General features: G+C 56.4%; 22 protein-coding genes and 2 tRNA genes. 17 read left to right on the top strand and 7 right to left on the bottom strand.

Going from position 1 to position 23638, the window contains the following annotated elements; all coding sequences use genetic code 11:
• The first annotated feature begins 127 nt into the window (after positions 1-127).
• Positions 128-204 (top strand) — tRNA-Asp (locus ABR39_RS13785).
• Between the two features lie 162 nt (positions 205-366).
• Positions 367-1170: a 2,5-didehydrogluconate reductase DkgB gene (gene dkgB, locus ABR39_RS13780; protein WP_047347396.1), complete on the top strand. Its 804-nt coding sequence runs from the start codon at positions 367-369 to the stop codon at positions 1168-1170.
• 27 nt (positions 1171-1197) lie between these two features.
• Here dkgB and yafC read toward each other — a convergent pair whose 3' ends face one another.
• The gene (yafC, locus tag ABR39_RS13775; protein ID WP_047347372.1) at positions 1198-2103 is read right to left on the bottom strand and encodes a DNA-binding transcriptional regulator YafC; all 906 of its coding nucleotides are present in this window, start codon (positions 2101-2103) and stop codon (positions 1198-1200) included.
• A 104-nt stretch (positions 2104-2207) separates the two neighbouring features.
• On the opposite strand from yafC, the gene ABR39_RS13770 reads away from it, so the two are divergent.
• The 3 genes from ABR39_RS13770 (at position 2208) to ABR39_RS13760 (ending at position 5168) form a co-directional block, all read left to right on the top strand.
• The gene (locus tag ABR39_RS13770) at positions 2208-3383 is read left to right on the top strand and encodes an MFS transporter (RefSeq protein ID WP_023334594.1); all 1176 of its coding nucleotides are present in this window, start codon (positions 2208-2210) and stop codon (positions 3381-3383) included.
• Between the two features lie 136 nt (positions 3384-3519).
• The gene (locus ABR39_RS13765) at positions 3520-4320 is read left to right on the top strand and encodes an endonuclease/exonuclease/phosphatase family protein (protein ID WP_047347395.1); all 801 of its coding nucleotides are present in this window, start codon (positions 3520-3522) and stop codon (positions 4318-4320) included.
• A 74-nt stretch (positions 4321-4394) separates the two neighbouring features.
• On the top strand, positions 4395-5168 hold the full coding sequence (locus tag ABR39_RS13760) for a class I SAM-dependent methyltransferase (protein WP_047347371.1): 774 nt from the start codon (positions 4395-4397) through the stop codon (positions 5166-5168).
• 52 nt (positions 5169-5220) lie between these two features.
• Here ABR39_RS13760 and mltD read toward each other — a convergent pair whose 3' ends face one another.
• Both mltD and gloB read right to left on the bottom strand, forming a co-directional pair.
• On the bottom strand, positions 5221-6585 hold the full coding sequence (gene mltD, locus ABR39_RS13755) for a murein transglycosylase D (RefSeq protein ID WP_047347370.1): 1365 nt from the start codon (positions 6583-6585) through the stop codon (positions 5221-5223).
• A 68-nt stretch (positions 6586-6653) separates the two neighbouring features.
• Complete coding sequence (gene gloB / locus ABR39_RS13750) at positions 6654-7412, bottom strand: hydroxyacylglutathione hydrolase (RefSeq protein WP_047347369.1); 759 nt, start codon at positions 7410-7412, stop codon at positions 6654-6656.
• Between the two features lie 32 nt (positions 7413-7444).
• Here gloB and ABR39_RS13745 point away from each other — a divergent pair, with 32 nt between their 5' ends.
• Positions 7445-8164 (top strand): class I SAM-dependent methyltransferase, encoded by a 720-nt coding sequence (locus ABR39_RS13745; protein ID WP_047347394.1) that lies wholly within the window; start codon positions 7445-7447, stop codon positions 8162-8164.
• On the opposite strand, the gene rnhA is transcribed toward ABR39_RS13745, so the two are convergent.
• A complete protein-coding gene (gene rnhA, locus ABR39_RS13740) occupies positions 8161-8628 on the bottom strand; it encodes a ribonuclease HI (protein ID WP_023310485.1) in 468 nt (155 codons plus the stop codon). The two genes, ABR39_RS13745 and rnhA, sit on opposite strands and share 4 nt — an antisense overlap.
• A gap of 64 nt (positions 8629-8692) precedes the next feature.
• Here rnhA and dnaQ point away from each other — a divergent pair, with 64 nt between their 5' ends.
• The 9 genes from dnaQ to ABR39_RS13695 all read left to right on the top strand — a co-directional run bounded on the left by dnaQ (position 8693) and on the right by ABR39_RS13695 (position 17784).
• Positions 8693-9424 carry a DNA polymerase III subunit epsilon gene (dnaQ, locus tag ABR39_RS13735; RefSeq protein WP_047347368.1) on the top strand — a complete coding sequence of 244 codons (732 nt, stop codon included), beginning with the start codon at positions 8693-8695 and terminating at the stop codon, positions 9422-9424.
• A gap of 132 nt (positions 9425-9556) precedes the next feature.
• Positions 9557-9633: transfer RNA gene (locus ABR39_RS13730), tRNA-Asp, on the top strand.
• A gap of 376 nt (positions 9634-10009) precedes the next feature.
• Complete coding sequence (locus ABR39_RS13725; protein ID WP_047347367.1) at positions 10010-10729, top strand: FadR/GntR family transcriptional regulator; 720 nt, start codon at positions 10010-10012, stop codon at positions 10727-10729.
• On the top strand, positions 10726-11739 hold the full coding sequence (locus ABR39_RS13720; RefSeq protein WP_047347366.1) for an ABC transporter ATP-binding protein: 1014 nt from the start codon (positions 10726-10728) through the stop codon (positions 11737-11739). Before ABR39_RS13725 ends, ABR39_RS13720 begins: the two co-directional genes overlap by 4 nt.
• Positions 11736-12818, top strand: coding sequence for an ABC transporter ATP-binding protein (locus ABR39_RS13715; RefSeq protein ID WP_047347365.1), 1083 nt, complete (start codon positions 11736-11738; stop codon positions 12816-12818). Before ABR39_RS13720 ends, ABR39_RS13715 begins: the two co-directional genes overlap by 4 nt.
• A gap of 2 nt (positions 12819-12820) precedes the next feature.
• Entirely contained in the window at positions 12821-14335 is a 1515-nt protein-coding gene (locus ABR39_RS13710) for an ABC transporter substrate-binding protein (RefSeq protein ID WP_205626272.1), read from the top strand.
• Positions 14336-14353: 18 nt separating this feature from the next.
• Positions 14354-15295: an ABC transporter permease gene (locus ABR39_RS13705; protein ID WP_047347363.1), complete on the top strand. Its 942-nt coding sequence runs from the start codon at positions 14354-14356 to the stop codon at positions 15293-15295.
• A gap of 2 nt (positions 15296-15297) precedes the next feature.
• On the top strand, positions 15298-16173 hold the full coding sequence (locus ABR39_RS13700) for an ABC transporter permease (protein WP_047347362.1): 876 nt from the start codon (positions 15298-15300) through the stop codon (positions 16171-16173).
• Between the two features lie 9 nt (positions 16174-16182).
• Positions 16183-17784, top strand: coding sequence for a gamma-glutamyltransferase family protein (locus ABR39_RS13695; RefSeq protein ID WP_047347361.1), 1602 nt, complete (start codon positions 16183-16185; stop codon positions 17782-17784).
• Positions 17785-17868: 84 nt separating this feature from the next.
• Here ABR39_RS13695 and ABR39_RS13690 read toward each other — a convergent pair whose 3' ends face one another.
• Positions 17869-18639, bottom strand: coding sequence for an amidohydrolase (locus tag ABR39_RS13690; RefSeq protein ID WP_047347360.1), 771 nt, complete (start codon positions 18637-18639; stop codon positions 17869-17871).
• 108 nt (positions 18640-18747) lie between these two features.
• The gene (gene fadE / locus ABR39_RS13685; protein ID WP_047347359.1) at positions 18748-21192 is read right to left on the bottom strand and encodes an acyl-CoA dehydrogenase FadE; all 2445 of its coding nucleotides are present in this window, start codon (positions 21190-21192) and stop codon (positions 18748-18750) included.
• A 239-nt stretch (positions 21193-21431) separates the two neighbouring features.
• Here fadE and lpcA point away from each other — a divergent pair, with 239 nt between their 5' ends.
• Together lpcA and ABR39_RS13675 are read left to right on the top strand one after the other, a co-directional pair.
• Positions 21432-22010 (top strand): D-sedoheptulose 7-phosphate isomerase, encoded by a 579-nt coding sequence (gene lpcA, locus ABR39_RS13680; RefSeq protein ID WP_047347358.1) that lies wholly within the window; start codon positions 21432-21434, stop codon positions 22008-22010.
• A gap of 46 nt (positions 22011-22056) precedes the next feature.
• Positions 22057-22824 carry a class II glutamine amidotransferase gene (locus tag ABR39_RS13675; protein ID WP_010427885.1) on the top strand — a complete coding sequence of 256 codons (768 nt, stop codon included), beginning with the start codon at positions 22057-22059 and terminating at the stop codon, positions 22822-22824.
• On the opposite strand, the gene dpaA is transcribed toward ABR39_RS13675, so the two are convergent.
• Entirely contained in the window at positions 22795-23535 is a 741-nt protein-coding gene (gene dpaA, locus ABR39_RS13670) for a peptidoglycan meso-diaminopimelic acid protein amidase (RefSeq protein WP_047347357.1), read from the bottom strand. The two genes, ABR39_RS13675 and dpaA, sit on opposite strands and share 30 nt — an antisense overlap.
• Between the last annotated feature and the right edge of the window lie 103 nt (positions 23536-23638).

Below are 23638 nucleotides of genomic sequence, written 5' to 3'. Positions count from 1 at the left end.
CTCAGAAGTGAAACGCCGTAGCGCCGATGGTAGTGTGGGGTCTCCCCATGTGAGAGTAGGGAACTGCCAGGCATCAAATTAAGTAGTAAGCCGGTGCATAAATCCGGTGGTTACAGCAGTCTTCGGTGGAGCGGTAGTTCAGTCGGTTAGAATACCTGCCTGTCACGCAGGGGGTCGCGGGTTCGAGTCCCGTCCGTTCCGCCACTTATTAAAAGCCCTGAGTTAACGCTCAGGGCTTTTTTCTTAGCTGTTGCCTCATTATTGCTAAATCAGCAAAAATCCTCTGCGTTTTACGATCTTTTTCTTCATAACCGCTGCTGCGATAATTCTCCTCAGTTAACAAACATTATGAATAACGAGGATTATATGACTCTCCCTGCATTTGGTCTGGGCACATTCCGCCTGAAAGACGACGTTGTGATCGCATCGGTTAAAACCGCACTTGAACTGGGTTATCGCGCAGTTGATACGGCACAGATCTATGAAAATGAAGCTGCCGTTGGACAAGCTCTCGAAGAGAGCGGTGTGCCGCGTAATGAGCTGTTCATCACTACAAAGATCTGGATTGAAAACCTCAGCAAAGACAAGCTGATCCCGAGCCTGAAAGAGAGCCTGAAGAAATTGCGCACTGACTACGTGGATCTGACGCTGATTCACTGGCCATCACCGAACGATGCCGTTTCTGTGGAAGAATTCATGCAGGCCCTTCTGGAAGCAAAAGCTCAGGGCTTGACCCGTGAAATTGGTATCTCCAACTTCACCATTCCGCTGATGGAAAAAGCCATTGCTGCTGTAGGTGCAGAAAATATTGCGACCAACCAGATTGAACTGTCTCCTTACCTGCAGAACCGCAAAGTCGTGGATTGGGCAAAACAGCACGGTATCCACATCACCTCATACATGACGCTGGCCTATGGTAAAGCGCTGAAAGATGAAGTGATTACGCGTATCGCTGAGAAACACAACGCGACTGCCGCGCAGGTCATTCTGGCATGGGCAATGGGTGAAGGTTATGCCGTGATCCCATCTTCAACTAAACGTGAAAACCTGGCCAGCAACCTGTTAGCAACGGATCTTCAGCTGGATGCTGACGATAAAAAAGCGATCGCAGCCCTGGAGTGCAACGATCGTCTGGTTAGCCCGGAAGGCTTAGCGCCTGACTGGGATTGATATTAACCCCCTCTGTACTCTAAACCCTCACACAGCTCCTTCGGGAGCTGTTTTTATATGCTCGCTCAGGAAGTCAATAAAGGCCCGGATGCGCGTGCTTACCGCTCTGTCACTGTAATACACTGCGCTAAAAGGCATCTCTACCGGTAGACGCTTATCGGCCATTATCTCCACGAGCTCACCGCGAGCAATTTCCTTATCAATCATGTAATCCGACAAACAGGCGATGCCATTCCCGGTGAGGCACAGCTGTTTTAGCGTTTCCCCGCTGTTCGACGATAACCCGCAGGTAATTTCATGCAGCTGGCCATCATGACAGGCGACAGGCCAGGTGTTCAGCGACACAGGCTCCGTAAAGCCCAGGCACAGGTGCTGCTTCAATTCTTCAACCGTCTCCGGTTTACCATGTTCGGCAATATACTCTGGTGATGCGATAATTTTGCGGTAGCTGGCAAACAGAGGGCGGGCACGCAGGCTTGAGTCTGTCAGGGTTCCCGCGCGGATGGCCACATCCACTTTCCGCTCGATGAGGTTGATAAACGTCTCTGAGGAGACCAGAGAGAGCGTCATCTCCGGATAACGTTCGCGGAAAGGCTTGATCAGCGGCATCAGAAAGTGAAGCACAACCGGCGTGGCCGCATCAATGCGCAGCAATCCACGCGGCGTGCTGCGGGTTTCCATAATCTCCGTCTCCGCTGCGGCCATCTCCTGCAGTACCGACTGCACGCGGCGGAAGTAACGCTCTCCTTCTTCCGTCAGGCTCAGCTGTCGCGTCGTTCGGTTGAGCAAACTTACCCCCAGCTTCATCTCCAGTTTTTTTACCGAGCGGCTAATAGCGGAGTTAGCCTGCCCCAGCTGTTCGGCCGCCCGGCTAAAACTGCCGCTTTCGACGACGGCGACAAAGATTGTGAGCTCTTCAGACGTTGCTTTCATTGTTGCACCACCTGCAAAATTCAATTGATATTTTGACCATTTTTGTTATTTAATCACTGGCGCATACTGCCTGTCATCTTAATCCTGATGATACGGAGTATTTTATGCCACTGGCGCTACTTGCCCTGACGATCAGTGCCTTTGCAATTGGCACGACCGAATTTGTTATCGTAGGACTGGTTCCTACCATTGCTAACCAGCTTGCGATCTCGCTGCCCTCAGCCGGGCTGTTGGTGTCTATCTACGCCCTGGGCGTCGCCGTTGGTGCGCCGGTCCTGACGGCCCTGACCGGGCGCTTCCCACGTAAGCAGCTCTTAGTCGCGCTGATGGTGCTGTTCACTGCCGGCAACATTCTGGCCTGGAAGGCACCGGACTACACCACCCTGGTGATTGCCCGTCTGTTGACCGGCCTTGCACACGGTGTGTTCTTCTCGATTGGCTCCACCATTGCAACCAGCCTGGTACCCAAAGAGAAAGCGGCTTCAGCCATTGCGATCATGTTTGGTGGGTTGACCGTTGCACTCGTCACGGGCGTACCGTTGGGCACGTTTATCGGACAGCATTTCGGCTGGCGTGAAACTTTCCTGGCCGTCTCCTTACTGGGCGTCATCGCCCTGGTGACCAGCCTGCTGCTGGTACCGTCAAATATTCCTGGCCGGGCGAGCGCCAGCCTGCGCGATCAGCTGAAGGTGCTCACGCATCCGCGTTTGCTGATCATCTACGCGGTTACGGCACTGGGCTATGGTGGGGTATTCACCGCCTTCACTTTCCTGGCACCGATGATGCAGGACCTGGCAGGTTTCTCACCCAACGCCGTGAGCTGGATTTTGCTGGGATATGGTATTTCCGTTGCCATTGGCAATATCTGGGGCGGCAAGCTTGCAGATAAGCACGGTGCGGTACCGGCGCTGAAGTTCATCTTCGCGGCCCTGGTTGTTCTGCTGATGATTTTCCAGTTCACGGCTTCGATGCACTACGCCGCGCTGGTCACGGTACTGGTCATGGGGATCTTTGCCTTTGGTAATGTTCCCGGACTTCAGGTTTATGTTGTACAGAAAGCCGAGCTCTATACGCCAAATGCGGTGGATGTGGCATCGGGTCTGAACATTGCCGCATTTAATATTGGCATCGCGCTGGGTTCCATCATCGGCGGGCAAACCGTAGCGCATGTTGGATTAACCCAGACACCGTGGATTGGTGCGGTGATTGTCCTGGTGGCCTTCCTGCTGATTGGCCTGAGTGGGCGTCTGGATAAACCTGCTCGTGTAGCGCTGGGATAACATCAGTAAGTGCTTGCTTACAAAACTGGAAAGCGGTTTCTCAGAAATTGCGTTGAAAGTGTGACCTAAAGTCCCTATAACATTAGAACCAGTCCGTTTTCCGGGCTGGTTCATGTTACAGAGGCTGTTTCCAAAAGTGCGAAAAAATACCTATGCCATGCGTTATGTTGCCGGAATGCCCGCGGAGAGGATCTTGCCTCCGGGGTCGTTTGCGAGCATAAGCCAGGCATTACCCGCCGGCACTCCGTTAAGCAGCGATGAAAAAATTCGCGTGCTGGTGTGGAATATCTTTAAGCAGCAGCGTGCAGAGTGGTTATCGGTACTCAAGAACTTTGGAAAAGATGCCCACCTGGTTCTGCTCCAGGAGGCGCAAACCACCCCTGAGCTGGTGCGGTTTGCGACCACCAACTATCTTGCCGCCGACCAGGTGCCTGCATTTGTTCTGCCTCAACATCCTTCAGGCGTGATGACGCTTTCGGCAGCACATCCCGTCTATTGCTGTCCGCTGCGCGAACGCGAGCCTATCCTGCGCCTGGCGAAATCGGCGCTGGTGACGGTCTACCCGCTGCCGGATACCCGGATGCTGATGGTCGTGAATATCCACGCGGTAAATTTCAGCCTGGGTGTGGATGTGTATAGTAAGCAATTACTTCCAATCGGCGATCAGATAGCGCATCACAGCGGGCCCATCATTATGGCCGGCGATTTCAATGCCTGGAGCCGTCCGCGCATGAATGCGCTCTACCGCTTTGCGCGCGAAATGTCCCTGCGTGAAGTTCGTTTTAACGATGACCAGCGCAAAAAAGCCTTTGGTCGTCCTCTCGATTTTGTCTTCTATCGTGGTTTGAGCGTGCACGACGCTTCTGTTCTGGTGACGCGCGCCTCCGATCACAATCCTCTACTAGTTGAATTCAGTCCCGGCAAACCAGATAAATAATGGTGTGTCAGGTCTGCCGTGGGGCAGGCCTGCGCGGTACTGCCCTTTATTTTAAACACACAAAGGACAGTACGATGACAACAACACACTCCCATCATGACAACGTAGAAAAACAGTTTGGTTCTCAGGCAAATGCTTATCTGAGCAGCGCCGTGCACGCTTCTGGCCGCGACCTGGTCCGCCTCGGTGAACGCCTGGCGGCGTTCCCGCAGGCGCACGTGCTGGATTTAGGCTGCGGGGCAGGGCATGCCAGCTTTACGGCTGCGCAGCAGGTGGCGCAGGTTACCGCGTATGATTTATCCAGCCAGATGCTGGAGGTGGTTGCTGAAGCGGCGAAAGCGAAAGGGCTGGACAACATTAATACGCGCCAGGGCTATGCCGAATCCTTACCTTTTGATGACGCGTCGTTTGAGGTGGTGATCAGCCGTTATTCTGCGCACCACTGGCATGATGTCGGCCAGGCATTACGTGAGGTCAAACGCGTCCTGAAGCCAGGTGGCATCTTCATCATGATGGATGTGATGTCGCCCGGGCATCCGGTGCGCAATATCTGGCTGCAGACGGTGGAAGCGCTGCGCGACACCTCGCATGTGCAAAACTACTCCAGCGGTGAGTGGTTTTCATTTATCACTGACTCGGGGCTGATTGCGCGCGCGTTGATTACCGACCGCTTACCGCTCGAGTTCAGCTCGTGGATCGCGCGTATGCGTACCCCGGAAGCATTAAGCCAGGCAATCAGGCTGTATCAGGAGAGTGCGTCTGCAGAGGTGAAGGCATACTTTGAACTGCAGGACGATGGCTCTTTTACCAGCGATACCATCATGGCTGAAGCGCAAAAAGCGGGATAAACAAAAAAGGCACCGAGGGGAATCGGTGCCTTTTTATCTTTCGATCGTGTTATCAGGAGTCTGGCGTAGCGCTGTTCTTCACAAACAGCGTCAGCTGGTCGCCTGGTTTCAGATTGTCAGTATCATTGTTCCAGCGCATCACATCTTTAATGTTCACGCCGTGTCGTTTTGCGATACTGGACAGTGAATCGCCCTTGCGCACGCGATAGGTAATGCTATCGCTGTTGCTGGCGAGACGCTGTGCGCTGCTACCTGCACCCACCGTCAGCGTTTGACCAACTTTCAGGCCTGAACTGCGCAGATTATTCCACTGCTGCAGATCTTTTGCCGTCACGCCAAGACGTGTTGCAATGCCAGAAAGCGTGTCACCTGAACGAACCTTATAGCTGCGGCTGTTGACTGATGATGCATCCGCGATCAGCGTTGACTGAACGGCGGCGATTTCACCAGAAGCCAAAGACTCACGTAACTGCTCGGCATGTTTCTGCGGAACCATTACATACTGCGGGCCACTTGCCCCCAGAGTTGAGCCTTTAACGCCAGCATTAAAGGTTTTCAATTTACTTACCGACATACCCGTCATATCAGCGACCTGTTGAATATCAACCGGACTGCTGAGGCGAACGCGCGCCAGTGCACGACTTTCGTCTGGTGTTGGCAGTTGTACACCGTAACGCTTGCTGTTCTTGAGAATATCGCTCAATGCCAGCATTTTCGGTACGTAAATCTTTGTTTCCTGTGGCAGTGAGAGCGACCAAAAATCGGTGGATTTACCCCGTGCTTTATTCGCTTTCATTGCCTTCAGTACACGACCTTCGCCACTATTGTACGCTGCGACCGTTAACAGCCAGTCGCCGTCAAACATCTTATTCAGACGTTGCATCATGTCGAGAGCGGCTGTCGTTGAAGCGACAACATCGCGACGCGCATCATAGTTGCGGGTCTGTTTCAGACCATAGTTTCGCCCGGTGCTCGGAATGATCTGCCAAATGCCTGCGGCATTGGCGCCAGACGTCGCGTGTGGGTCAAAAGCGCTCTCCACTATGGGTAGGAGTACCAGCTCCATAGGCATGTTACGTTTCTTAACTTGCCCGGCTATCCAGTACATATACGGCTCTGCCCGTAACGTTACATCGTGGAGATAGCTCTTATTTCTTAAATACTTCTGTTTCTGTTCGCGAATCCGGGTATTTTCCGGAATTCCCATCTTTAGCTCGTCGCCAATAGAGGCCCACAAGTCTTGTTCCTGCGCGAAAGATGTCCCATCGTCCAACCATCGCGCCTGACTTGTAAACTTCCCTGCTTCCCCTTGACCAGCTGCAGAAAGGCTCTGTGCGTGCTGTTGTACGTTGCTGCCGTTCTGCGACTGGCAACCTACAAGCAGGACAGAGGCGAGTAATATCGCTTTTGCCTTCATGTGTGTGTCAATAGTTGCTTAAAAGACGAGCGATGATAACGGCGAAATTTTGAAAAGGCAACCCGCAATTATCTGAAGTTATCTTTCTTTGACCTTAACCATGCAAATCGCTGTTCTGGTTGTTGCAAATTTGTTTCTTGGTTAATTTTATTAATTAAATCAATATCATCTGTTCGTAAAAATAAATTAATTTGGCGCTCATTTTTCAGAATTACGGGGAGTGTTTTTTGGTTTTTTGCACGTAACTCCTTCACTTTGTGATAATAATCCTGAATCGCCCGATCCTCCGGTAAGAGGCTCACGGAAAACTTCATATTCCCTAATGTGTACTCATGGGCGCAACAAATGAGCGTCTCATCGGGCAGCGCGTTAATCTTCTGTAAAGACTGGTACATTTGCGCAGGCGTGCCTTCAAACAATCTTCCGCAGCCCCCTGAGAACAGCGTGTCGCCGCAAAAAAGATAAGGTTTACTGTAGAAACACAGATGTCCTAAAGTGTGACCCGGTGTAGCAAATACGGAAAACTCCCACTCGCGTATGAGGATATTTTCGCCTTCTTCGACTACTTGAGTTGTTCCCTTATCTTGTGTCTCTGCCGGTCCGTAAACCACAAGATGCGGAAAGTGGGCGCGCAGATCGGGCACACCGCCAGTATGATCGTGATGATGGTGGGTCAACAGAATGGCTTCAGGCTTCCAGCCATTTTCCTTGATGGCATGCAAAACGGGGGTGGATTCTCCGGGGTCAACAATGACGCATCGACGATCGTCGTCAACCAAAACCCAGATGTAATTGTCCTCAAAAGCAGGAATACTGATAAGATTCATACATTACCTCTTATAGCGTGGCGGGTGTGTTGATGAAACCGGCAAGGATACCTCAGACTGTCGCAGCACCGGAACGTTGGGCGGAATTGCCCTGGGGTGAATACTATCGCGAGGCGTTAGAACAACAGCTAAAGCCCTGGCTCGCGAAAATGTATGGCTTTCACCTGCTTAAGATTGGCAATCTCAGCGCGGAAATCAATACCGAAAGCTGCGCTATCTCGCATCAGGTCAACGTCTCTCTCGGCGGATCCCCGGTTCAGGTGAAAGCAGACCCTTTACATCTGCCGTTTGCGGAAAAATCCGTTGACGCGTGTTTGCTCGCACACACGTTACCCTGGTGCAGCGACCCGCACCGTCTGCTTCGCGAAGCCGATCGCGTGCTGATTGATGACGGCTGGCTGGTACTGAGCGGATTCAATCCGCTGAGCCTGATGGGCCTGCGTAAGCTGGTTCCGGTGCTGCGCCGGACTCCGCCCTACAACAGCCGGATGTTTACCATGATGCGCCAGCTCGACTGGCTCTCACTCCTGAACTTTGAAGTGCTCTGCTACGGGGGCTTTCAGGTGCTGCCCTGGTCGCGGCAGGGGGGCGTCGTGTTGAGCACCCATCTGCCCGCATTAGGCTGTTTGCAGTTTATCGTCGCGCGTAAGCGAACCATTCCCCTTACGCTTAATCCGATGAAGCAGAGCAAGTCGAAAACGCCCATCCGCCAGACCGTGGGTGCCACGCGGCAATACAAAAAAACCGATTAGGCGTCGGGCTGATAGCCCGCATCCTCATGAGCGGGATTGGATGCCGCAGCGCGCGCCAGTTCGTCGCAGCGTTCGTTTTCCGGATGGCCAGCGTGGCCTTTTACCCATTCCCACTTAATCTGGTGTTGTCCCAGCGCAGCATCAAGACGTTTCCAGAGGTCGACATTCTTGACCGGCTTCTTATCGGCGGTCTTCCAGCCGCGTTTTTTCCAGTTGTGGATCCACTGGGTGATCCCCTGACGCACGTACTGGCTGTCGGTGCTTAACACCACGTCACAATGTTCTTTTAACGCTTCCAGCGCCACAATGGCCGCCATCAACTCCATCCGGTTGTTGGTGGTCAGAAAATAGCCTTCGCTAAAGGTTTTCTCGTGCTGGCGATAGCGCATAATCGCACCGTAGCCGCCGGGGCCCGGGTTACCGAGACAAGATCCATCGGTGAAAATTTCTACCTGTTTACGCATCTCTGGTAGACTTCCTGTATTCGAAACGTTCAGTTAAACGATAAGTCTGACATAAATGACCGCTATGAGCACTGCAATTACTCGCCAGATTGTCCTCGATACCGAAACCACAGGTATGAACCAGATCGGCGCACACTACGAAGGGCATAAGATCATCGAGATCGGCGCCGTTGAAGTGGTGAACCGTCGTCTTACGGGGAACAACTTCCACGTCTACCTCAAACCCGATCGGCTGGTGGATCCAGAAGCGTTCGGCGTTCACGGTATTGCCGATGAGTTCTTGCTGGATAAACCGACGTTTGCGGATGTCGCTGACGAGTTCCTGGAATACATCAAGGGCGCCGAGCTTGTCATCCATAACGCCTCGTTCGATATCGGCTTTATGGATTATGAATTCAGCAAGCTTAATCGCGATATCCCGAAGACAAACACCTTCTGTAAGGTGACGGACAGCCTGGCGCTGGCGAGGAAAATGTTCCCCGGCAAGCGTAACAGCCTTGATGCACTCTGTTCGCGCTACGAGATAGACAACACCAAGCGAACGCTGCACGGGGCATTGCTCGATGCCCAGATCCTGGCCGATGTCTATCTGACGATGACCGGCGGTCAGACGTCAATGAAGTTCAGCATGGAAAATGAATCTCAACAGACGCAGGGCGAAGCGGGTATTCAGCGCATTGTCCGTCAGGCAAGCCGGTTGCGGGTAGTTTCAGCCAGTGAAGAAGAGCTTCATGACCACGAGTCCCGGCTTGATCTGGTGCAGAAGAAGGGCGGAAGCTGTATGTGGCGCGCCTGAAAAAACGCCATAATGCCTGTAAAATCATCGGTTGGGCGATTTTTGCAGCAAACGATTCAAAACGTGAGAAAAAGCGTTGACGAGATCGGAGGCACACCGTAATATGCGCCTCGTTCCCCAAACGGGAACAGTGGAGCGGTAGTTCAGTCGGTTAGAATACCTGCCTGTCACGCAGGGGGTCGCGGGTTCGAGTCCCGTCCGTTCCGCCACTATTCAGAAGGCCTGAATCAGAAATGATTCAGGCCTTCGTCGTCTCAGTTTCCTGAATTTTCCTCCTCATTATTATTAACAAAAAGTTAAATGATATGGTGCATTTAATTAACAAATGCACAACATTAGTGCGTTATATGCACTGATCTTGTGCATTTAATCTGCCTGTGCCTCATCTGACGTCAGTCAGGGTGTTTCTTTTTGTAAATATAAATCACGAAAAATCATCCTCTTATCTCCTGCTTTCCAAAAACCTCCTGAACCAATTACGTATTGGTTTGGTTATTGCTTAATCATTAGCACGATAAGCGTCATTCCATATCAATAACTTATCGTTAATAAAAATAAAGCAATGATGAAAGCGAGCGAACCAATATGGAAAAACCGTCACGGTTTCTGGCAAATTCAAGCACCGCGCTTGAACAGCTGCGCGGGCTAATCAACCAGCACGAGTCAACACCAGGCACTCCGCTGCCCACAGAACGTGAGCTGTCGGAGACACTCGGCGTAGGACGACGCGAAGTGCGTCGCGCGCTGGATGTGCTGGAAGAAGAGGGGCGCATCTGGCGTAAGCAGGGCAAAGGGACCTTTATCGGCCCGGCTGCACCCGTTGAACCGCTGGCCCTTCAGGGATTGGTTCAGCAAACCAACCTTCTGGAAGTGATGGAAGCTCGTCTGCAGCTCGAACCCGGCTTAGCCCGGCTTGCGGCACTGCGTGCCACCAGGGAAAACCTCGCGCTCATGCAGCGCATGCTGGAACGCATCGACAAGGTCAGCCCGGATGACCGCGATCTCAACGAACTCTGGGATAGCGCCTTTCACCGGGCGATTGCCGAGGCGGCGGGTAATCGCCTGATGCTCGGCCTGTTTGACGCCATTGATGCCGTCAGACGTGAACCGGGCTGGCAGCATCTGCGTGAATTAGCCCGCACGCCCGAACGCGTCGATAGCTATAACGACCACCATCACAGGATCATGGCTGCGATTATTCATCGCCAGCCTAACGAGGCAGCGGCCGCCATGCGCGAACACCTGCTCAGCCTGCAAACCGCCCTGATTCATGCGATCCACCTTGAGGACGACTTCACGCTATGACGACGATCCCGTTTAAGGACTCCACGCCTGTACTGCGGCTGAATAATCTCAACGTCAAATTTTCCGGCTCTCCGGTGAGCGTACTGGACGGCATTTCCCTGACGGTCAAAGCGGGCGAAACGCTGGCGCTGGTGGGGGAGTCAGGCTGCGGGAAAAGCATCACGTCTCTAGCGCTGATGGGCTTGCTGCCTGCCAGCGCGCAGATTGTCAGCGGTGAGATGCAGTTTCGCCGTCACGATCTGCGCAAGCTCTCGCCGCGGGAGTATGCCGCTCTGCGCGGCAGCGAGCTGGCGATGATTTTCCAGGAGCCGATGACCTCGCTTAATCCGGCGTTTACGCTGGGCGATCAGCTGAGTGAAGCGGTCATGCGCCATCAGAACGTCTCACGAGCAGAGGCGATGCAGGCTGCGCTACAGGTTCTGGAGAAAGTGCAGATCCCGGCCGCAGAGATGAGGCTGAAAGCTTACCCCCACCAGCTTTCCGGCGGGATGCGCCAGCGCGTGATGATTGCCATGGCGCTGATTAACCATCCCAAACTGCTGATTGCGGATGAACCGACCACCGCGCTCGACGTCACTATCCAGGCGCAAATCCTCGCCTTGCTCAACGCCCTCAAAGAAGAGACCGGCACGGCGGTGCTGATGATCACCCACGATTTAGGCGTGGTAGCAGAAGTCGCCCAGCAGGTGGCGGTGATGTATGCCGGGCAGGTAGTGGAGCAGGGAAGTGTGGAGGCGATATTTGCCGACCCGCAGCATCCGTACACCATCGGCCTGATGGGGTCGATCCCTTCCCTTGGCGCGCGTAAAGGCCCGCTTTCCACCATTCCCGGCTCGGTGCCGCTGCCGGAATTCATGCCGAAGGGCTGCCGTTTTGCCACCCGCTGTCCGTTTGCGCAGGCGCGCTGCCATGATGAAAAACCGCAGCTCGCCACGCTGGGGGCCGGCCATCAGGTCGCCTGCTTCCGCGTGCCGCTAGAACACCACATTGCCCTGGGAGAGACCGCATGACCACGCCCATTCTTGAAGCCCGCGATCTTAGCAAGCTGTTCCCCGGCCCTAAAAAACTCTTTACCCCGGCACGGTTTGTCACGGCGGTCGACCGCGTTTCGCTTGCCGTGATGCCGGGCGAAACGCTGGCGATTGTCGGTGAGTCCGGTTCCGGAAAATCCACTCTCGGTCGTCTGCTGCTGCGCCTGCTGGCCGCCAGCGAAGGGCGCGTGTTTTATCAGGGGGAAGAGATCACCCACGCATCAGGAGCGCGTCTGAACCAGCTCCGGCGCGAGCTGCAAATTATCTTCCAGGATCCCTTTGCCTCGCTCAACCCGCGCATGACGGTGGAGCAGATCGTTGGCGAGCCGCTGTGGCTTCACCAGAACATGAAAAAAGCCGACCGGCAGTATCGCGTTGCCGGGCTGCTTAAGACCGTTGGCCTGCCTGCCGCCTGGGCCGGACGCTATCCGCACGAGTTTTCCGGCGGGCAGCGCCAGCGTATCGGCATTGCGCGCGCGCTGGCTTCCGGGCCGAAACTGCTGCTGGGGGATGAACCCGTCTCCGCGCTGGATGTGTCCGTACAGGCGCAGGTGGTTAACCTGCTTGAAAGCCTGAAGCATCAGTTCGGCCTGACGATGGTGATTGTCGCCCACGGTCTGGCGGTGATCCGCCATATGAGCGACCGCGTGGCGGTCATGTACCTCGGGCAAATCGTCGAGCTTGCCACCGTCGATGAAATCTTTGACGCACCGCTGCACCCCTATACCCAGGCGCTGATCGCCTCGGCGCCGCAGATGCAGCCGGGCGTTGAGCGCGACGCGCCGCTGCTGCAGGGAGATTTGCCGAACCCGGCCAGCCCGCCGTCCGGCTGTCGCTTCCACACCCGCTGCCCGTACGTCACCGACGAATGCCGCCAGGTGGAACCGATAAATCAGGTACTTGACGGCGGACGTCAGGTTGCCTGCCATCGCTGGCAGGACATTAATCGCGATCGCAGCGTTATCCAGATAGCGCCGCCCTCTGCCGCCTTTCTGCGCCGCCGCGCGCTGTTTGAACACGCGGCCACTCACTCCTCCCTTCCTTCAAGGAACTCATGATAATGACAATGCGTAATTCTCTTTTGACCGTACTGGGAAGTGTTATGTTGCTTGGGGCGGCGCTGCCCGCCCATTCTGAAAGCGTGCTGCGTGTTGGTCTGGGCGCTGACCCGGACATGCTCGACCCGCATCTGGCGCGCACCTACTATGGCCGCTTCGTCTTTGCCTCTCTCTGCGACAGGCTGGTGGACGTGGATGAAAATCTGAAGGTTGTCCCTGGACTTGCCAAAGACTGGGCGTGGAGTGAGGACGGTAAAACCCTGACGCTCAATCTGCGCGAAGGCGTTACCTTCCACGACGGTGAGAAATTCGATGCCGCCGCCGCGAAATATAACCTCGACCGCGCCCTGACCCTGAAAGGCTCCCTGCGTAAAAGCGAAATCTCGTCGGTGGAGTCGGTCGAGGTCACCGGTCCGATGCAGATTGCCCTGCACCTGAAAACGCCGGATGCCGCGCTGCTGATGCAGCTCACCGACCGTGCGGGCGCAATGATGGCCCCCGAAGCGGCGAAAAAGCCTGACTTTGCCGCCCATCCGGTCTGTTCCGGCCCGTATAAATTCGACAGCCGCGTGTCGCAGGACCGCATCGTTCTGACCCGTTTCGACAACTACTGGAACAAAGACGCCTACCACTTCGACAAAATTATCTATCTGCCGATCCCGGATGCCTCCGTGCGCCTCGCGAACCTGCGTGCGGGCGATCTCGATCTGACTGAAGGCATCGCCGCCAGCGACGTTAAAACCGTCGAAGCCGACAGCAAGCTGGCGCTGGCGAAGGTGACCGGCCTGGGCTATCAGGGCATCACCTTCAACATCAACAACGGCAAGGTGCCGGCCAACGATCCGTTCAAAGATGCCCGCGTGCGCGAGGCGTTTTCTCAGGCCATCGACCGCGATGCGTTAAATCAGGTGGTCTTCGAAGGGCTCTACACCCCGGCAAACCAGGCGTTTTCGCCGGTCAGCCCGTATCACGTCAAACTGCCGGTGCCGCCGCGTGACGTCGACAAAGCCAAAGCGCTGCTGAAAGCGGCAGGCATCACCGCGCCGCTGACCGTCAACCTGCTGGTGCCAAACAACCCAACCTCGCAGCAGGTCGGTCAGGTGCTACAGGCGATGGTCGCCGAGGCGGGCTTTAACCTGAACCTGCAGATGACTGAATTCGCCACGCTGCTGGATCGCCAGCAGAGCGGTGATTATCAGCTTAGTTTCTCCGGCTGGTCGGGTCGTCCGGATCCGGACGGCAGCATCTACGGCTTTATCCACAGCAAAGGCACCCTGAACGACGGTCGCTACAGCAACGCGCAGGTTGATGAGTGGCTGACCCAGGCGCGTCAGAGCACCGACCAGGCCGCCCGCCAGCCGCTGTACGACAAGGTGGTGAAGCAGTTGCAAACCGACATGCCGATTGCCTACCTCTACTTCGAGCCGCGCATTTTTGGCCTGAACAAGAAAGTGCAGGGCTTTAAGCCGTACCCGGACGGTATCGTGCGTCTGGCCGGCCTGACGCTGGCGAAATAAACGTCCTGAGGAGAACCCATGCTGGAACTGATTTGCAAACGCCTGCTGCTGGCCATCCCGACGCTGCTGCTGGTGAGCATGATGGTCTTCGGGCTGCAAAAGCTGCTGCCCGGCGACCCGCTGATCGCCATGGCCGGGGAGGAACGCGATCCGGCTGTCATCGCCCAGCTGCGCGCGGAGCTGAACCTCGATGCGCCGATCCCCGTGCAGTATTTCCACTGGCTGACGCGGGCGCTACAGGGCGATCTGGGCGTCTCCTTACGCACGCATGAACCGGTAACGCAGTTAATTGCCAGCAAGCTGCCGGTGACGCTGGAGCTGTCGCTGCTGGCGATGATTATCGCCCTGGCGTTCGGCATCAGCATGGGGATCCTCGCGGCGGTGAACAAAAACAGCTGGGTCGATCACGGGGCGAACTTCGTGGCGATCTCGGGGATCTCGATACCGCACTTCTGGCTCGGGATCCTGCTGATTCTGGTCTTCTCGGTAAACCTGCAGTGGCTGCCCGCGTCCGGCTACGTGCCGTTCAGTGAAGATCCGATCCAGAACCTGCGGACGCTGCTGCTGCCCGCGTCCGTGCTCGGAACGGGGCTCGCGGCAACGCTGATGCGCCACACCCGTGCCTCGATGATTGCGGTCCTGAAGGCGGATTACATCCGCACCGCGCGGGCGAAAGGGCTGCTGCCGAAGGCGGTGATCCTGAAGCACGCGTTCCGCAACGCGCTGGTGCCGGTGATCACCCTCACCACGCTGCTGTTCGGCGAGCTGCTGGGCGGCGCGGTGCTGACCGAGCAGGTCTTCACCATTCCGGGCTTCGGCAAGATGATCGTCGACTCGGTATTTAACCGTGACTACGCGGTGGTGCAGGGCGTAGTGCTGATCGTGGCGATTGGCTTCCTGATGCTCAACCTGCTGGCCGACGTGCTCTACGTCCTGATCAACCCGAAAATGCGAGGTTAACCATGGCGGAACTGACAACGCAAACCGTTGCCCCCGCGCTGCCGCGCGCGCAGAACCGGGTGCTGAAGAAATTCCTCGCCAATAAAAGCGCGGTGATTGGCGCGGTGGTGGTGGGGTTCTTTGTGCTGCTGGCGCTGCTGGCACCGTGGATTGCCCCGTTCGACCCGGTTAAAGCCAACTTCCTGGCGGTGCGCAAAGCGCCGTCGGCGATGTACTGGTTCGGTACCGACGAGCTGGGGCGCGATATCCTGTCCCGCATTATCTGGGGGGCGCGCACCTCGCTGATGGCGGGCTGCATGTCAGTCGTTATTGCGGTGGTTATCGGCGTGCCGCTGGGGCTGGTGGCGGGCTACTTCCAGAAGATGTGGGACGGGGTGATCTCACGCTTTATCGAGGCGCTACTGGCCTGTCCGTTCCTGATCATGGCGATCGCGCTGGGAGCATTTTTGGGCCCGAGCCTGACCAACGCGATGATCGCCATCGGTCTTTCTGCGATGCCGATCTTCGCCCGCCTGACGCGCGGGCAGGTGATCGCCATTCGCAACGAAGAGTACATCGACGGCGCGCGGGCGATTGGCCTGCCGGATCGCTGGATCATCATTAAATACGTCCTGCCAAACGTGATGTCACCGATCCTGGTGCAGGCCACGCTGGCGATTGCCTCGGCGATTATCGCCGAAGCCAGCCTGTCGTTTTTGGGCCTGGGACAGCAGCCGCCAAATCCGTCCTGGGGCTCCATGCTCAACACCGCGAAAGGGTTTCTTGAGCAGGCTCCGTGGATGTCCGTTTTCCCCGGCGTGGCGATTTTCCTTGCCGTGCAGGGCTTTAATTTACTCGGCGACGGGCTGCGCGATGCGCTCGATCCGCGCCATGACTAAGGAGTCATGATGACCAAAGCGCTAGATTTTACCTCCGGTTATGATTCACGACGCCCGCCGATGCTGGGCCATAACGCGGTTGCGACATCACAGCCGCTGGCGGCACAGGCAGGCATGAAGATGCTGCAGCTGGGCGGGAATGCCGTCGATGCGGCCATTGCCACCGCGATGGCGCTGACGGTGGTCGAGCCGACCGGCAACGGGATCGGCAGCGACGCCTTTGCCATCGTCTGGGACGGTGAAAAGCTGCACGGCCTGAACGCGTCCGGTCGTTCGCCAGCCAGCTGGCATGCGGATCTGTTTGCCGGAAAAACCGCAGTGCCGGAAATTGGCTGGGACGCGGTGACCGTGCCGGGGGCGGTTTCCGGCTGGGTCGCCCTGGCGGAACGCTTTGGCACGCTGCCGCTGACCACGCTGGCGCAGCCCGCCATTGACTATGCGCGCAACGGCTTCCCGGTCTCGCCGCTGATTGGCCATCTCTGGCAGCGCGGCTATAACAAGCTGAAAGATCAGCCGGGCTTTAGCGCCTGCTTCGCGCCGGAAGGCCGCGCCCCGCGCGTGGGGGAGATTTTCCGTAACCCGGCGCAGGCAAACTCGCTGGAGCTGATTGCGAAAACCAACGGCGACGCGTTTTACCGCGGCGAACTGGCGCAGAAAATTGCCGCCTTCGCCAAAGAGCACGGCGCGCACCTGACGGCAGAGGATCTGGCAAACCATCGCGTGGACTGGGTTGACCTGCTGTCGCGCGACTTCGCGGGCGGTTCGGTGCAGGAGCTGCCGCCAAACGGCCAGGGGATCGCCACGCTGATTGCGCTGGGCATCCTGGAGCAGTGCGGCATTGAGAAGCATCACCCGGATTCCGTGCAATCCCTGCACCTGTCCATTGAGGCAATGAAGCTGGCGCTGGCGGATCTCGATCGCTACGTGGCGGACGAAGAACACATGGCGTTCGCGGCGAAAGAGCTGCTGAGCGACCATTACCTGAAGTCGCGCGCGGCGCTTATCAACCACGATAGCGCCTCTGATTTTGTCTACGGTTCCCCGACGCAGAGCGGCACGGTTTACATCAGCACCGCCGACGCCAGCGGGATGATGGTCTCGTTTATTCAGTCCAACTATATGGGTTTCGGTTCAGGCATCGTGGTGCCGGATACGGGGATCAGCCTGCAAAACCGGGGCTGCGGGTTTGTACTGGATCCCAATCACCCGAACGCACTGGCGGGCAGCAAGCGTCCGTTCCACACCATCATTCCGGGCTTTGCGATGGACGGCAGCGGCAAGCCGCTGATGTCCTTCGGCGTCATGGGCGGGCCGATGCAGGCGCAGGGGCACATGCAGATGGCGCTGCGCATTATGCTGCACGGGCAAAACCCGCAGGCGGCAATCGATGCCCCGCGCTGGCGCGTGGTGCAGGGCAGGGAGGTGATCGTCGAATCGACGTTCGATCGCAATACTATCGCGGCGCTGCGCGAGCGCGGGCATCAGATCGTGGTGGAAGATCCGCTTCAGGATTACAACTTCGGCGGTGCGCAGGTGATTTACCGTATGCCGGAAGGGCACTACGTGGCCGCGACGGAAAGCCGCAAAGACGGACAGGCGCTGGTGAGTTAATTAATGCCCGGTGGCGCTGCGCTTACCGGGCCTACGCTATGATTTTTGTAGGCCGGGTAAGGCGTAGCCGCCACCCGGCATTTTTCAGCCAATGCTAAACGGATCCGCATCCTGCCACGCCGGAAACTTCTCCCGGTATTCCTTCAGCGCCGTCAACGACAGCTCCGCATCAATGCGCGTCGCCTGATGCGGCTCGGCGGTGGCAATTATCTCGCCCTGCGGATTCACCACCCGGCTGTCGCCGCGGTAGTGATGTCCGTTGCCGTCCGTTCCCACGCGGTTACAGCCCACCACGTACGCCTGGTTCTCAATCGCGCGCGCCACCAGCAGCGACTGCCAGTGCAGGGAGCGCGGCGCAGGCCAGTTGGCGACGTACAGCGCCAGGTCGTAATCGTTGCGGTTACGTGACCATACCGGAAAGCGCAGGTCGTAGCAGACCAGCGGCAGAATGCGCCAGCCGCGCCATTCAAACACCACGCGCTCGTTACCCGCTTCATAGTGATGGTGCTCATCCGCCATGCGGAACAGGTGGCGTTTATCGTAAAAGTGCACTTTCCCCTCCGGCTCGACCAGCAGGAAGCGGTTCACCGGTCCGCGTTCGGTTTGTAGCGCGGCGCTACCGGCAATTAGCGCGTTGGTCTCCTGCGCTTTGGTCTGCATCCATGCGACCACCTCATCCTGAGGCATTGACTGTTTCGCCGCTTCCATGGCGAAGCCGGTAGTGAACATCTCCGGCAGGACAATCACATCACGCCCGGTAATGCCTTCCAGTTGACGATCGAAGTGGCGCAGGTTGGCGGGGCCATCCATCCACACTAAAGGTTGCTGCAAAATAGAAATCTTCAGACCAGGCACAATTCAGACTCCTCAAACGACCGCTTTTTGACACTGTAGCACGACATAACGAGAAAATGTGGCAATAAAAAACCCCGCGCTAGGCGGGGTTTGTGCAGGCGAAACGCGTTACGCCGCTTCAGGTTTACGGTGCTTCTCCGGCAGCTTTACCGGCTGCGTCGCCAGCTCTTCCGGTTCGAAATCGTCCACGTTAATGCTGCGCAGACGGCTCTCTTCGGCTTTCACCAGCAGAGCAGCTTCATCTTTACTGATAATGCCACCTGCCAGCGCCTGTTTCGCCAGTTCGTCCAGACGGGTAAACGGCAGGTTTTTGCCCAGCTGTTTACAAATTTTCTGGTGAATAGGGTCGGCGGCCATCACGTCCAGCAGCGCCTCTTCCAGCAGGCCTACCGGGTTATGCGGCGTTGGCGCCAGATACTGGCCGCGGCCGATACGGGAGCGGGTTGCGCTCGGTACCTGCAGGATCTTCGCCACTTTGTGGTCCAGCTTGTCCGACGGCGCCAGATGATGACGGCCGGTCGGGAAGATCACCGCGCGCAGGGCGCCTGCGACAAAGCGGTTCGGGAAGTTTGCCAGCAGATCGTCAATGGCCTGCTCTGCCTGATACATCGCATCCTGAACGCCCCAGTGCACCAGCGGCAGATCCGCTTCCTGACGGCCTTCATCGTCGTAGCGTTTCAGCACCGCAGAGGCCAGGAAAATCTGGCTCAGCACATCACCCAGACGAGCGGAGATACGTTCGCGACGCTTCAGGCTTCCGCCCAGCACCGCCATAGAGACGTCGGACAGCAGCGCAAGGTTGGCACTCAGACGGTTCAGGTGCTGGTAATAACGTTTGGTGGCATCACCGGTTGGCGTCGCGCTGGTGAGGCCGCGCGTCAGGCCCAGCCAGAAGCTGCGCACCTTGTTGCTGCCCACGTGACCGATGTGTTTGAACAGCAGCTTATCGAAGGCATCCACGTCGTTGTTCTGCGCGGCAGCCATCTCTTCCAGCACGTACGGATGGCAGCGGATTGCGCCCTGACCGAAGATCATCATGCTGCGGGTCAGGATGTTTGCCCCTTCAACGGTGATGGCAATCGGTGCGCCCTGATAGCCGCGCGCCAGGAAGTTGCCTTCGCCGAGCATAATGCCTTTACCGCCTGCGATATCCATCGCGTCAATGATCGACTGCTGCGCGCGGTGGGTACAGTGGTACTTCACAATGGCGGACAGCACGGCCGGTTTTTCGCCCAGCATGATGCCGTAGGTAATCAGGGAAGCAGCGGCATCCATCACGTAGGCGTTGCCCGCGATACGCGCCAGCGGCTCTTCGATACCTTCCATCTTGCCGATGGAAATTTTGAACTGACGGCGGATGTGGGCGTACGCACCAATCCCCATCGCCACAGACTTCAGACCACCGGTTGAGTTCGACGGCAGGGTAATGCCGCGGCCAACTGACAGACATTCAACCAGCATACGCCAGCCCTGACCGGCCATTTTCGGGCCACCGATGATGTAATCAATCGGCACAAAGATATCCTGGCCGCGGGTTGGGCCGTTCTGGAACGGCACGTTCAGCGGGAAGTGACGACGACCAATTTCAACGCCAGGGGTAGAGGTTGGGATCAGCGCACAGGTAATGCCCAGATCTTCTTCGCCGCCCAGCAGTTTTTCAGGGTCAGAGAGCTTAAAGGCCAGACCCAGCACGGTGGCGATAGGCGCCAGCGTGATGTAACGCTTGTTCCAGGTCAGGCGCATGCCCAGCACCTGCTCGCCCTGCCACTCGCCCATGCAGACCACGCCGGTATCCGGAATTGCGCCCGCATCGGAGCCTGCTTCCGGGCTGGTCAGCGCGAAGCAAGGGATTTCCTGACCGCGTGCCAGACGCGGCAGGTAATGATCTTTCTGCTCTTCCGTACCGTAATGCTGCAGCAGTTCGCCCGGGCCTAAGGAGTTAGGCACGCCAACGGTAATCGCCAGGATTCCGGAAACGCCCGCCAGCTTTTGCAGGACGCGAGCCTGAGCGTAGGCGGAGAATTCCAGACCACCGTACTCTTTCTTAATGATCATCGCGAAGAAGCGATGCTCTTTCAGGTATGCCCACAGCTCTGGCGGCAGATCGGCCATTTCATGGGTAATGGCAAAGTCGTTCGCCATGCGGCACGCTTCTTCCACCGGGCCATCAATAAAGGCCTGTTCTTCAGCGGTCAGACGCGGCTGTGGATAGTTATGCAGCTTTTTCCAGTCAGGATTGCCCTGGAACAGATCGCCTTCCCACCAGGTAGTGCCTGCATCAATCGCTTCTTTTTCAGTACGCGACATCGGCGGCATCACCTTGCGGAAGCCTTTGAACACCGGCGCAGAGATCATTGATTTACGCATCGGGGCAAAGTTAAACGGCAGAAGAATGATGGCAAGAGGGACTAAAAGCCAAATATTCCAGAGACCGGCGACGCCAAGCGCAGCGGTCCAGGCCAGAAGAATCAGGCTGCTCAGGAATAAACTGACGCGGTGATAGAACAGCACACCGAGCAGAACAACGGTTGCGAGAATGCTCAAAATCATCATAAAGAAAAGCTCCCTTGCTTGTAGGAGGTCTGACCACTTGTGATGATATGGTTGTAGTTGATGTTATTTCCTTTAGCAATGTGTTTACAAAATAATTACAACCTGGTTCACATTGTTCGCGTTTTCGCCGGCACGAAAAAGCAAAACGCCGGGCGATTCGTATGGCTTTAGCTTCTCGCTTTTCCCGCTATCCGGTACACTCCACTGTGTTATTTCATCAATACTGAAGGATTATCCTCATGTACCAGGATCTTATTCGTAACGAACTGAACGAAGCGGCGGAAACGCTGGCTAACTTTCTGAAAGATGATGCCAATATTCACGCTATTCAGCGCGCAGCGGTCCTGCTGGCCGACAGTTTCAAAGCCGGTGGCAAAGTGCTCTCCTGCGGTAACGGCGGTTCCCACTGTGATGCGATGCACTTTGCAGAAGAGCTGACCGGTCGCTATCGCGAAAACCGTCCGGGCTACCCGGCGATTGCGATTTCCGACGTGAGCCACATCTCCTGCGTAGGCAACGACTTTGGTTACGACTACATCTTCTCCCGCTATGTTGAAGCGGTCGGTCGTGAAGGTGATGTGCTGCTGGGGATCTCTACCTCCGGCAACTCCGGAAACGTGATCAAAGCGATCGCTGCCGCGCGTGAGAAAGGGATGAAAGTCATCACCCTGACGGGCAAAGATGGCGGTAAGATGGACGGTAGCGCGGACGTTGAAATCCGTGTTCCGCACTTCGGTTATGCTGACCGCATTCAGGAAATTCACATCAAAGTGATCCACATCCTGATCCAGCTGATCGAAAAAGAGATGGTTAAGTAAGACTTCGCTGGGGGCACTTTTGCCCCCGCTGTTGTGGAGGTGACGTATGTGCGAACTGCTCGGGATGAGCGCCAATGTGCCAACCGATATCTGCTTTAGTTTCACCGGGCTGGTGCAGCGCGGTGGAGGAACCGGGCCGCATAAAGACGGCTGGGGCATTACCTTCTACGAAGGCAAAGGATGTCGCACGTTCAAAGATCCACAGCCCAGCTTTAACTCACCGATTGCTAAACTGGTGCAGGACTATCCCATCAAGTCGCGCTCGGTGATTGCCCACATTCGCCAGGCAAACCGTGGCGAAGTCGCGCTGGAAAATACCCATCCGTTTACCCGCGAGCTGTGGGGCCGTAACTGGACTTACGCGCACAATGGGCAACTCACGGGCTATAAGTCGCTGGAGACGGGCAATTTCCGCCCGGTTGGCGAAACCGACAGTGAAAAAGCCTTCTGCTGGCTTCTGCACAAGCTGACGGAGCGCTATCCCCGCACGCCAGGCAATATGGCCGCCGTGTTTAAATACATCGCGACGCTGGCGTCGGAGCTACGCGAAAAAGGCGTGTTCAACATGCTGCTCTCTGACGGGCGCTACGTGATGGCGTTCTGCTCGACGAATCTGTTCTGGATTACCCGCCGTGCGCCGTTTGGCGTTGCGACGCTACTCGATCAGGATGTGGAGATAGACTTTCAGAAGGAGACCACACCGAACGATGTGGTCACTGTCATTGCAACGCAGCCGCTGACGGGCAACGAAACCTGGCAAAAGATTATGCCAGGCGAGTGGGTACTATTTTGTCTCGGGGACCGTGTAATTTGACGCCAGCTGTGGATGGACGACTTCGTGGCTCAGCGGTTTGCTGACCACGTAACGGCCATCTACGATAGAGACCACCGGTGGCTTATGGGTCTGCTCAAAGTAGTCGTAACCTGGCTTCAGCTGTTTCCAGAAATCCGCGTAGTATGAGTACTTGTGACGCGTCATGTTGGCGTCCGTCATGCGGAACGGATAGATGCTGACCTGAACGTTAGGCTGCCCGAAGACCAGCGCGCCGGTCACGAACTGGAAAATCTCATCAATGCCGGAATCGGTCATCGCATAACAGCCGATAGACACGCAGGCACCGTGGATCATCAGGTATTTACCTTCATAACCGTGAGCACGGTCATAGGCATTCGGGAAGCCGATGTTAATGGCTTTATAGAAGCGGCTGTCGGGTTTGAGCTGGCTGCGCTGAACGTTGTAAAACCCTTCCGGACTTTTGAAATCGCCCTGACGCTGTTTTGGCCCCAGTCCGCCGGAGTAGTTACAAATCTTGTAGCTATCAAGCAGCTGATAAGTCTCACCCATTTTTACAAACAGATCGAGAGTGCGCTCTTCCTTGAAGATCTGAATATAAACCGGCGATCCCATTAACTGCTGTTTATATTCTTTGCTGACCGGCGTCGTTGAGCTATTACTGCTGAGCAGTCCGGCAAACGACATGCACGGAATCAGAAGCATCGCAATGAACAATGCGATTTTACGCATACTACTAGTTCCTTGATAAAACCATGACCAACTTGCCAGGACGGCAAAAGAGACCCGAAATCAGATTATTCTGTTAGGAGCGCTCACATTAGCACCGCCAGAG

The sequence above is a fragment of the Enterobacter genomosp. O genome (genome assembly GCF_001022965.1).
In the GTDB taxonomy this organism is placed as follows: Bacteria; Pseudomonadota; Gammaproteobacteria; order Enterobacterales; family Enterobacteriaceae; genus Enterobacter; species Enterobacter cloacae_L.
The sequence above is the reverse complement of the archived record's forward strand: the minus strand, read 5'-3'. Positions and strand labels throughout refer to the sequence as shown.

Bases quoted from the DNA above. Each gene is read 5' to 3' on its own strand.
- dkgB (WP_047347396.1), top strand. From the start codon at position 367: ATGACTCTCCCTGCATTTGGTCTGGGCACATTCCGCCTGAAAGACGAC.
- yafC (WP_047347372.1), bottom strand. From the start codon at position 2,103: ATGAAAGCAACGTCTGAAGAGCTCACAATCTTTGTCGCCGTCGTCGAA.
- ABR39_RS13770 (WP_023334594.1), top strand. From the start codon at position 2,208: ATGCCACTGGCGCTACTTGCCCTGACGATCAGTGCCTTTGCAATTGGC.
- ABR39_RS13760 (WP_047347371.1), top strand. From the start codon at position 4,395: ATGACAACAACACACTCCCATCATGACAACGTAGAAAAACAGTTTGGT.
- mltD (WP_047347370.1), bottom strand. From the start codon at position 6,585: ATGAAGGCAAAAGCGATATTACTCGCCTCTGTCCTGCTTGTAGGTTGC.
- gloB (WP_047347369.1), bottom strand. From the start codon at position 7,412: ATGAATCTTATCAGTATTCCTGCTTTTGAGGACAATTACATCTGGGTT.
- ABR39_RS13745 (WP_047347394.1), top strand. From the start codon at position 7,445: ATGAAACCGGCAAGGATACCTCAGACTGTCGCAGCACCGGAACGTTGG.
- rnhA (WP_023310485.1), bottom strand. From the start codon at position 8,628: ATGCGTAAACAGGTAGAAATTTTCACCGATGGATCTTGTCTCGGTAAC.
- dnaQ (WP_047347368.1), top strand. From the start codon at position 8,693: ATGAGCACTGCAATTACTCGCCAGATTGTCCTCGATACCGAAACCACA.
- ABR39_RS13725 (WP_047347367.1), top strand. From the start codon at position 10,010: ATGGAAAAACCGTCACGGTTTCTGGCAAATTCAAGCACCGCGCTTGAA.
- ABR39_RS13720 (WP_047347366.1), top strand. From the start codon at position 10,726: ATGACGACGATCCCGTTTAAGGACTCCACGCCTGTACTGCGGCTGAAT.
- ABR39_RS13715 (WP_047347365.1), top strand. From the start codon at position 11,736: ATGACCACGCCCATTCTTGAAGCCCGCGATCTTAGCAAGCTGTTCCCC.
- ABR39_RS13710 (WP_205626272.1), top strand. From the start codon at position 12,821: ATGACAATGCGTAATTCTCTTTTGACCGTACTGGGAAGTGTTATGTTG.
- ABR39_RS13705 (WP_047347363.1), top strand. From the start codon at position 14,354: ATGCTGGAACTGATTTGCAAACGCCTGCTGCTGGCCATCCCGACGCTG.
- ABR39_RS13700 (WP_047347362.1), top strand. From the start codon at position 15,298: ATGGCGGAACTGACAACGCAAACCGTTGCCCCCGCGCTGCCGCGCGCG.
- ABR39_RS13695 (WP_047347361.1), top strand. From the start codon at position 16,183: ATGACCAAAGCGCTAGATTTTACCTCCGGTTATGATTCACGACGCCCG.
- fadE (WP_047347359.1), bottom strand. From the start codon at position 21,192: ATGATGATTTTGAGCATTCTCGCAACCGTTGTTCTGCTCGGTGTGCTG.
- lpcA (WP_047347358.1), top strand. From the start codon at position 21,432: ATGTACCAGGATCTTATTCGTAACGAACTGAACGAAGCGGCGGAAACG.
- ABR39_RS13675 (WP_010427885.1), top strand. From the start codon at position 22,057: ATGTGCGAACTGCTCGGGATGAGCGCCAATGTGCCAACCGATATCTGC.
- dpaA (WP_047347357.1), bottom strand. From the start codon at position 23,535: ATGCGTAAAATCGCATTGTTCATTGCGATGCTTCTGATTCCGTGCATG.